We start from the raw sequence: 8,512 nt of genomic DNA, 5'->3' as shown, positions 1-8,512 counted from the left end.
CGTCGCTCCGATACTTCGCGGGGACCCCGCTGACGCACCCCCCAGAGCCGCTGTCGAGCCCTACTCGCCCGACGCCTCGGCGCCCGAGCGGCGCCACCGGATGCCGGCCTCGATGAAGCCGTCGACGTCGCCGTCGAAGACAGCCTGGGGGTTGCCCACCTCGTAGCCGGTGCGCAGATCCTTGACCATCTGATATGGCTGCAGCACATACGAGCGCATCTGGTCGCCCCAGCTGGCCTTGATGTCGCCGGCGAGTTCCTTCTTGGTCGCGGCCTCCTCGGCCTTGCGCAGCAGCAGCAGACGCGACTGCAGCACGCGAAGGGCCGCGGCGCGGTTCTGGATCTGGGACTTCTCGTCCTGCATGGAGACGACGATGCCGGTCGGGATGTGCGTCATCCGCACCGCCGAGTCGGTGGTGTTGACGCTCTGCCCGCCGGGACCCGAGGAGCGGAAGACGTCCACCTTGATCTCGTTCTCGGGGATCTCGATGTGGTCGGTGGACTCGATGAGCGGGATGACCTCCACAGCGGCGAAGGAGGTTTGCCGGCGGCCCTGGTTGTCGAAGGGGCTGATCCGCACCAGGCGGTGGGTGCCGCCCTCGACCGAGAGGTTGCCGTAGGCGTAAGGGACGTTGACCTCGAAGGTGGCCGACTTCAGGCCGGCTTCTTCGGCATATGAGGTGTCGAGAACCTTCGTCGGGTAGCCGTGCTTCTCCGCCCAACGCAGATACATCCGCAGCAGCATCTCGGCGAAGTCCGCCGCATCGACGCCGCCGGCGCCGGAGCGGATCGTCACGACCGCTTCGCGCTCGTCATACTCCCCCGACATCAGCGTGCGCACCTCGAGCTCACCCACGGCGCCACGGATCGACTCGAGTTCCCGCTCGGCCTCCGCCAGCGTCGCCTCGTCACCCTCCTCCTCCCCGAGTTCGACGAGGACCTCGAGGTCGTCGACCCGCTGGTCGAGTTCCTGCACGCGGTCGCGCTCGGCGATGGCCCGCGACAGGCTCGAGGTGACCTTCTGGGCGCTCTCCGGGTCATCCCACAGATCAGGAGCGCCGGCCTTCGCCTCGAGATCGGCGATCTTGGCGCCGAGAGCGTCCAGATCGGTCACCTCGCGCACCGACGTCATCGTCGAGCGCAGGTCCTTGATCTCCTGGGTGAAGTCCGTAGCCACAAGGAGCAAGCCTACGGCAGCGGCGACCGACGCCTGCTCGCGTCGCCGCTGCCGCCCGCCCCCGCACCGGCCTCCTCCCGCGAACCCTGCACGCAGCCACGGCCACCGTGACCTAGGCTGCCGGCCATGACCGACGCCAATCCCTTCGTCGACCTGCTGCACGCCCAGGTGCGCAACGAGTTCACCGCGAGCCAGCAGTATGTCGCGCTCGGAGTCTGGTTCGACGGTCACGATCTCCCCCGGCTGGCTGCGCACTTCTATCGCCAGGGCGTCGAGGAGCGCAATCACGCGATGATGTTCGTCCGCTACCTCCTCGACCGGGACCTGGAGGTCAAGATCCCCGGCGTCGGCGAGGTCGCCAACTCCTTCACCTCGCCCACGGAGCCGATCGCGTTGGCACTGGCCCAGGAGAAGGAGGTCACCACCCACGTGGAGGCGCTGTTCCGCGCGGCCCGCGCCGAAGGCGATGTCCTCGGCGAGCAGTTCATGATGTGGTTCCTCAAGGAGCAGGTCGAGGAGGTCTCTTCGATGAGCACGCTGCTGACGATCGCCACGCGCGCCGGGGACGACTGGTTCCAGATCGAGGAGCACCTGGCCCGCGAGGCCATCGGCGACGGCGGCGCCGATCCCGCCGCGCCCCCGGCCGCCGGCGGCGCTCTATAGCAACTCGGGCAGGAGTCGGATGGCGGCGTCGAGGACGTCGGCCGGCTTCTCGCCGAACGAATGGGCACCCGCCACCGCGGCGACCCAGGCCGGGTCGACGAGTTCGGCGCGCAGCTCGTCGGGAGTGCCGAACGGGTCCCGCTCGCCCTGAATGACCCGCACGGGTATGCCGTGTTCTCCCGGAGTCCGCAGCTCGCCGGCCCGTGAGGCGTCGGGTTTGCCCGGCGGGTGGAGCGGGAAGGACAAGCACAGAACCCCTTGCGCGCCAACGGTTTCGGCGGTGCGGCAGGCGACTCGGGCGCCGGCGCTGCGGCCGCCGACGACCAGCGAGCCCACGACGTCCAGTTGCCCGAGCATGGGGATCCACGCCGCATCGAGCGTCGGCGGACGACCCGCCACCTTGCGGCCGGCGACCTTCCACGGCTGCTCGATGAGCACCACCCGATAGCCGTGCTCCGGCAGCCGCGACGCGAGCAGCATCAGGTCGCTCGCGCCGATGCCACCCCCGGCGCCGTGGCCCAGCACGACGGTCGCCCGCGCCGGCACCGACCCGCTGTAGACGTGGGCCCGGCCCGGCCCTTGTGGGGTCTCGAGAGTCACCTGTTCCGCCACGCCGGCACTCCCGCGTGTGTCAGCCGACGCCGTGCTGGTCGCGCACGGCCTGCCGATAGCGTTCGACGATCTCCGCCCCGGCATCCGGCGCGCCCGGCTCGGCGCGGACATCGAGCGAGACCTCCCACTGCGGCGGCGCGTCCGCACCCGACAGGGTCCACGCGGCCTGCCGGGCAGCCCCGAGACCGACATACTCCCCCGCCGCCGGCACGACCAAGGGCAACCCGAAGAGCTGGCAGGCGATGTCCTGCACGGCCGTCGACGCAGCCGCCCCACCGATCAACAGGATCCGCTCGACCGCAACCCCGTGGTCGCGCAAAGCGCCCACTCCCGAAACGAGATTGAGCAGCATACCCTCGACGTGCGCGCGAGCGAGGTTCTCGGGAGTGGCGTTGGCACGCTGCAGCCCGAGCAGGGTGCCCGTGGCGTCGGGCAGGTTCGGGGTGCGCTCGCCGTCCAGGTAGGGAATGAGCGTCAGCCCGCCGGCGCCGGGCGCGGCGGCCAGGGCCAGCCGGTCGAACTCGGAGTAGTCCACCCCGAGCATCGTCATGCCGGCGTTGAGGACCCGCGACGCATTGAGCGTGCACAGCAGCGGCAGGTAGCCGCCCTCCGCGTCGGCGAAGGACTGCAGGGCGCCGCTCGCGTCCGCGACCGGGTCGCTATGCCGCGCGAAGACGGTTCCCGAGGTCCCCAGGGAGACGACGACGTCACCGCGGGCCAGGCCGAGTCCGAGCGCCGCGCCCATGTTGTCGCCGGTGCCCGGCGCGACGATCATGCCGGAGTCGGTACGGCCGGCTGCCTCGTGGGGGGCGAGCACGGTCGGCACCTCGATGGTGCGGCCCATCGCCAGGTCCATGACGTCGGTGCGATAGTCCTGGCTGTGGGCCGACCAGTAGCCGGTGCCGGAGGCGTCGCCCCGATCGGTCACCCACTGCTGAAAACCGTTGCCGTCCTTGAGGATCTGGCCGGTGACCCAGTCGTGTGGGAGCACGCAGGTGCGCGTGCGCGCCATATTGTCCGGCTCGTTGCGGGCCAGCCACCGCAGCTTTGTTGCCGTGATGGCCGCGACCGGCACGATGCCGATCTGCTCGGCCCAGGCCTGCGCGCCGCCGAACTCCTCGACCAGGTCGGCGGCGGCCGCGGCGGAGCGGGTGTCGTTCCACAGCAGCGCCGGCCGGACCACCTGATCCGCATCGTCCAGGGTCACCATGCCGTGCTGCTGCCCGCCGACGGCGATCGCCTCGACCCCGTCGAGCAGTCCACCCGAGCTCGCCTGTTGCCAGGCCGCCCACCAGGCCGCCGGGTCGACCTCGGTGCCGTCGGGGTGCGGGGCACGAGCGGATCGCACGACCTGCCCGGTCTCGGCGTCGCAGACGACGATCTTGCACGACTGGGTCGAGCTGTCGACCCCCGCCACGAGCGAGCGCGTCATGGTGACCTCCATCGGTTCCTGGTGTGTCGATCCTAGTTACGCACGGCAGCCGGAGCCCCCCAGGTCGGGACTCCGGCTGCCGGCGACTGTGAGCGCTACCTGCCCTCGAGTTCCTCGAGGGTGGCGCGGGCGCCGCGCTTGTGCAGGCTCGCGAGGAACCCGCGGTATGCGGTGGTGAAGCGTTCGTCGTCGACGAGGTTGCCGAAGAAGTCCTTGTCGCGCAGGAAGGCCAGGTCGTCATCCTGCTGGGCCGCTGCGGCTGCCATCACCTTGTCCTTGAAGCGGTCCACGACGTCGATCGGGTCACCCTGCTCGTCGACACCCTCGGCATACCGGGCCCAGGACGCAACGACCAGCGCGGACCGGTCGATCTCCCGACCGTTGCGCAGGTTCTCCTGGATCACCGGCACCAGCCACTTGGGTATGCGGTCCGAGCTCTCGGCGCACAGGCGCGCGAGCGTGTCGCGCACTTCGGGGTTGGCGAAGCGCTCGATGAGCTGGTGGCGGTAGGCGTCCAGATCGACCCCCGGCACTTCGGGAAGTGTCGGGCTGCCCTCGTTCTCCATGTAGCCGAGGAGGAACTTCACGAAGAGCGGGTCTTCGCAGACCTCGTGCGCGTAGCGGTAGCCGCTGAGATACCCGAGATAGCACAGCGCCTGGTGGGAGGCGTTGAGCAGCCGCAGCTTCATCAGCTCGTACGGCACGACGTCCGGGACGATCTGGACGCCGACCTCTTCGAACGCCGGTCGCCCGGCGCCGAAGTTGTCCTCGAGCACCCACTGGGTGAACGGCTCGCACACCACCGGCCAGCGGTCGGCGACCCCGAAGCGTTCGGCGAGGTCGTCGATATCGGCCTGCTGGGTGACCGGGGTGATCCGGTCGACCATGCAGTTGGGGAAGGCGACGTCCTGGCGCAGGTGCTCCGCCAGCTCGGGGTCTTTGAGTTCGGCGAAGGCCGTGATCATCTTCTCGGCGATGTGGCCGTTGCCGGGCAGGTTGTCGCAGCTCATCACGGTGAACGGCGGTATGCCGCGCTCGCGCCGCATCCGCGCCGCCTCGGTGATGAAGCCGAAGACGCTCTTGGGCGGGGCGTCGCCGGCCAGGTCGGCCTGCAGGTCGGGGCTGTCCGGGTCGAACTCCCCCGTCACCTGGTTGACGTGGTAGCCACCCTCGGTGACGGTGAGGGAGACGATCCGGGTGCTCGGGTCGGCCAGCCGCTCGAGCACCGCCTGCGGGTCGTCCGGGGCGAAGAGATAGTCGACCATCCCGCCGATGACCCGTGCTTCGCGCGAGCCGTCGGGATGCTTCAGCACGAGGGTGAAGAGGCAGTCCTGCGCCTTCATCGCATCGCGCATCCGGGCATCGCCGGGCATGGTGCCCACGCCGACGATGGCCCAGTCGAGTGCCTTGCCCTCGTTCAGCAGCGCATCGAGATACATCGCCTCGTGGGCGCGGTGGAAGCCACCGACGCCGAAGTGGACGATGCCGGGGGTCAGGGCGGATCGGTCGTATGCCGGCACGCCCACCTCGGAGGGGAGCTCCCCGAGGGTGGCATTGCCGAGCGGGATCGGCGTGCCCATCAGCGCACCGCTCCCATCGACAGGCCCTGGACCAGCTTGTCCTGCGCCGCGAATCCGGCGACGAGCACCGGCAGCGACACGACGAGCGAGGCCGCACACACCTGGGCCAAGAAGAGGCCCTGGCTGGTGACGAACCCGGTCAGGTAGACCGGTGCGGTCTGGCTGACCGTGCCCGTGAGCACGCGAGCGAACAGCAGCTCGTTCCAGCTGAAGATGAAGCAGATCAGCGCGGCGGAGGCCAGCCCGGGCATGACCACGGGTGCCACGACCTTGCGCAGGGTCAGGACCAACCCGGCACCGTCGACCTCGGCCGCCTCCAGCATCTCGACCGGCACCTCCGCGAGGAAGGAGCGCAGCATCCAGATCGCGATCGGCAGGTTCATCACCGTGTAGAAGAGGATGAGCAGCCAGATGTTGTCGAGCATGCCGACCTTCTTGGCGAAGAGGTAGATCGGCAGCAGGCCGGCCACGACGGGCAGGAACTTCGTCGACAGCAGGAAGAAGAGGACATCGGACCACTTCTTGACCGGCCGGATGGAGAGGGCGTAGGCGGCGGGGAAGGCCAGCAACAGCACCAAGAGCGTCGAGACGACGCTGGCCGTCACGGAGTTGATCAACGGCGGCCACGGGCCGGCGTCGAAGAAGGAGCGATAACCGTCCAGCGTCAGCGGCGCACCGAAGGCCGGCGGGTTCTTGGCCGCGTCCGTCTCGCTGTGGAAGCTCGTGAGGATCATCCAGAGCACCGGAGAGACGAACAACAGGCCGACGATCCACGCCGCGATCGACAACAACACACCGGAGGTCGACTTCTTGTGGACGTTCTCCACCTGGCCGGTTGACAGGGTCTTGCCGCTCATCGCTGCTCCTCCCGGAAGATGCTGAACACGGTGCGCAAGGCGACGGTCGAGACGATGATCGTCAGGATCACCACGACGACGCCGGCGGCCGATGCCAGCCCGTAGTCCTGGCCGGTGTAGAAGGTCGTGTAGATGTAGTACGGCAGGTTGGCCGTGCCGAGGCCGCCGCCGGTGATCGTGAAGACGTGGTCGAAGTTCTGCACCACATAGATCGTTCCGAGCAGACCCGACAACTCCATGTAGGGACGCAGGTGCGGCAGCGTCATACTGCGGAAGATCTGCCACGAGCTGGCGCCGTCGATCTTCGCGGCCTCGACGACATCCATGGGCCGCGACTGCAGCCCGGCGAGCAGGATGAGCATCATGAACGGCGTCCACTGCCACACGATGGCGAAGATCACCGCCCACATCGGGTGCTCACTGATCCAGTCCGGCTGCGGGGCGTTCTCGCCGAACAACTTCGTCAGCATGCCGTTGAACAGCCCGTATTCGGGGTTGTAGAGGGCGTGCTTCCACAACAGGGCGGCCGCGACCGGCACGACGAGGAATGGGGTGATCATCATCGTGCGCACGATGCCCTGGCCGAAGAACTTCCGGTCGAGCAGGAGCGCGATGATCAGCCCGAGGAAGAGCGAGATCAGCACGACGGCGGCCGTCAGCAGCACGGTCACCCAGATCGCCTTGCGGGCGGCCGGGTCGGTCAGCACCGTCTTGAAGTTCGCCCCGCCGTTGAACCGACGCTCGTCGGGGTAGTAGGCGTTCCAGTTCATGAAAGAGGCGCCGATCGTGAACAGGAACGGCAGTTGCGTGACGAGGAAGACCAGGACCATCGCGGGAAGCAGAGGCATCCTCCGCGCCCAGTCTCCTGAGCGCTGGAGGTTGCTTCTCTTCTCCGTCTCCGCGACCCCGGCCCCTTTGGTGGGGGTCGTGGTCATGGGCTTACTTACCCTTGTACTTCGCGGAGACGGCCTCGGCGAGCTTCTGACCCTCGTCCAATGCGGCGTCGACCGTGGTCTGGCCGGCGATGGCGCTGCTGACGAGCTGGCTGACGTCGGTGCCGAGCTTCGGGAACTCCGGGATGCCGATGAACTGGATGCCCATGGCCGGCCTGGGCTGTGCGCCCGGGTTCAGCGGATCGGCGGCCTCGATGGCGGCCTTCTCCTTCTCGGCGAAGGCGCCGGCGGCCTTGAGGTAGTCGGCGTTGCTGTAGGTCGAGGCGCGCTTGCCCGAGGGGACCTTGGCCCAACCCAGCTGCTTGCCGACGAGCTCTTCGTATTCCTTGCTCGAGGCCCAGGAGATGAACTTCCACGCGTTGTCCTGATTCTTCGAGGCCTTCTGGACCGCCCAGGCCCAGGTGTAGAGCCATCCGGAGCTCTTGGTGACCTTGACCGGTGCGGCGGCGTAGCCGATCTTGCCCTTGACCGGGGAGCCCTCGGCCTCGAGCGATCCGGCGGCGGAGGTGGCGTCGTACCACATGGCGACCTTGCCCTGCGTCATGTTGTTGAGGCACTCGGTGAAGCCCGCCTGCGGCGCACCGGCCTCGCCATGGGCCTTGACCAGGTCGACGTAGAAGTTGACGGCTTCCTTGAACGGAGCGGCGTTGACGCCCGCGGTCCAGTCCTTCTCGAACCAGGTGCCGCCGAAGGTGTTGACGACCGTGGTGAGCGGGGCGAAGACCTGGCCCCAGCCCGGCATACCGCGCAGGCAGATGCCCTTCATCCCCGACTCGGCGCCGTCTGCCTTCGCGGCGAGGTCGGCGATCTCGTCCCACGTGGGGTTATCGGGCATGGTCAGACCCTTGGCGTCGAAGATGTCCTTGCGGTACATCATGAACGACGACTCGCCGTAGAACGGCTCGCCGTAGATCTTGCCGTCGACGGACAGCGAGGTCGCCATCGACTTCATGATGTCGGACTGGTTGAACGCGCTGTCGCCGTTGGCCTTGTCGGTCAGGTCCATGACCCAACCGTTCTTGGCATAGATGGGGATCTCGAAGTTGGACAGCGACGCGACGTCGTACTGACCCGCCTGTGCCGTGAACTCCTGGGAGATCTTGGCGCGGACGTCGTTCTCCGGCAGGACGGTGTAGTTGACCTTGATGCCCGTGCTCTTGGTGAAATTGTCGGCCGTGAGCTTTTGCAGGTCAACCATCTGCGGGTTGTTGACCATGAGGACGTTGACGGCCCCACCGC

The 8,512-nt window shown here is 68.1% G+C and carries 8 protein-coding genes; 1 reads left to right on the top strand and 7 read right to left on the bottom strand.

Going from position 1 to position 8,512, the window contains the following annotated elements; translation table 11 throughout:
* Positions 1-60 precede the first annotated feature (60 nt).
* Positions 61-1,176 (bottom strand): peptide chain release factor 2, encoded by a 1,116-nt coding sequence (prfB, locus tag BN11_RS06435; RefSeq protein ID WP_048695954.1) that lies wholly within the window; start codon positions 1,174-1,176, stop codon positions 61-63.
* 126 nt (positions 1,177-1,302) lie between these two features.
* Between prfB and BN11_RS06430 the strand changes: the two genes are divergently transcribed.
* A complete protein-coding gene (locus BN11_RS06430; protein ID WP_048695950.1) occupies positions 1,303-1,839 on the top strand; it encodes a ferritin in 537 nt (178 codons plus the stop codon).
* Here BN11_RS06430 and BN11_RS06425 read toward each other — a convergent pair.
* From BN11_RS06425 to BN11_RS06400, 6 genes are all read right to left on the bottom strand, one after another.
* Positions 1,834-2,451, bottom strand: a complete 618-nt coding sequence (locus tag BN11_RS06425) for an alpha/beta hydrolase family protein (RefSeq protein WP_053084022.1) — start codon at positions 2,449-2,451, stop codon at positions 1,834-1,836. The genes BN11_RS06430 and BN11_RS06425 overlap by 6 nt on opposite strands.
* 19 nt (positions 2,452-2,470) lie before the next feature.
* The gene (xylB, locus tag BN11_RS06420) at positions 2,471-3,883 is read right to left on the bottom strand and encodes a xylulokinase (protein WP_048700933.1); all 1,413 of its coding nucleotides are present in this window, start codon (positions 3,881-3,883) and stop codon (positions 2,471-2,473) included.
* A 95-nt stretch (positions 3,884-3,978) separates the two neighbouring features.
* Positions 3,979-5,463, bottom strand: a complete 1,485-nt coding sequence (locus BN11_RS06415) for a mannitol dehydrogenase family protein (protein WP_048695946.1) — start codon at positions 5,461-5,463, stop codon at positions 3,979-3,981.
* Positions 5,463-6,320 (bottom strand): carbohydrate ABC transporter permease, encoded by an 858-nt coding sequence (locus BN11_RS06410; protein WP_048695942.1) that lies wholly within the window; start codon positions 6,318-6,320, stop codon positions 5,463-5,465. The genes BN11_RS06415 and BN11_RS06410 overlap by 1 nt, the downstream gene beginning before the upstream one ends.
* Positions 6,317-7,255: a carbohydrate ABC transporter permease gene (locus tag BN11_RS06405; protein WP_048695937.1), complete on the bottom strand. Its 939-nt coding sequence runs from the start codon at positions 7,253-7,255 to the stop codon at positions 6,317-6,319. The genes BN11_RS06410 and BN11_RS06405 overlap by 4 nt, the downstream gene beginning before the upstream one ends.
* A 4-nt stretch (positions 7,256-7,259) precedes the next feature.
* Positions 7,260-8,512, bottom strand: a 1,253-nt coding sequence (locus tag BN11_RS06400) for an ABC transporter substrate-binding protein (protein ID WP_083433581.1), incomplete at its 5' end; no start/stop codon positions are given.

Source organism: Nostocoides australiense Ben110, assembly GCF_001050535.1.
Lineage (GTDB): Bacteria > Actinomycetota > Actinomycetes > Actinomycetales > Dermatophilaceae > Nostocoides_A > Nostocoides_A australiense.
This window is presented reverse-complemented; position numbering and strand designations above follow the sequence as displayed.

What these genes read in the sequence shown, in the direction of transcription:
- BN11_RS06410 (WP_048695942.1), bottom strand. Translation starts at nt 6,320, where the DNA reads ATGAGCGGCAAGACCCTGTCAACCGGCCAGGTGGAGAACGTCCACAAG.
- BN11_RS06405 (WP_048695937.1), bottom strand. Translation starts at nt 7,255, where the DNA reads ATGACCACGACCCCCACCAAAGGGGCCGGGGTCGCGGAGACGGAGAAG.
- xylB (WP_048700933.1), bottom strand. Translation starts at nt 3,883, where the DNA reads ATGACGCGCTCGCTCGTGGCGGGGGTCGACAGCTCGACCCAGTCGTGC.
- BN11_RS06430 (WP_048695950.1), top strand. Translation starts at nt 1,303, where the DNA reads ATGACCGACGCCAATCCCTTCGTCGACCTGCTGCACGCCCAGGTGCGC.
- BN11_RS06415 (WP_048695946.1), bottom strand. Translation starts at nt 5,463, where the DNA reads ATGGGCACGCCGATCCCGCTCGGCAATGCCACCCTCGGGGAGCTCCCC.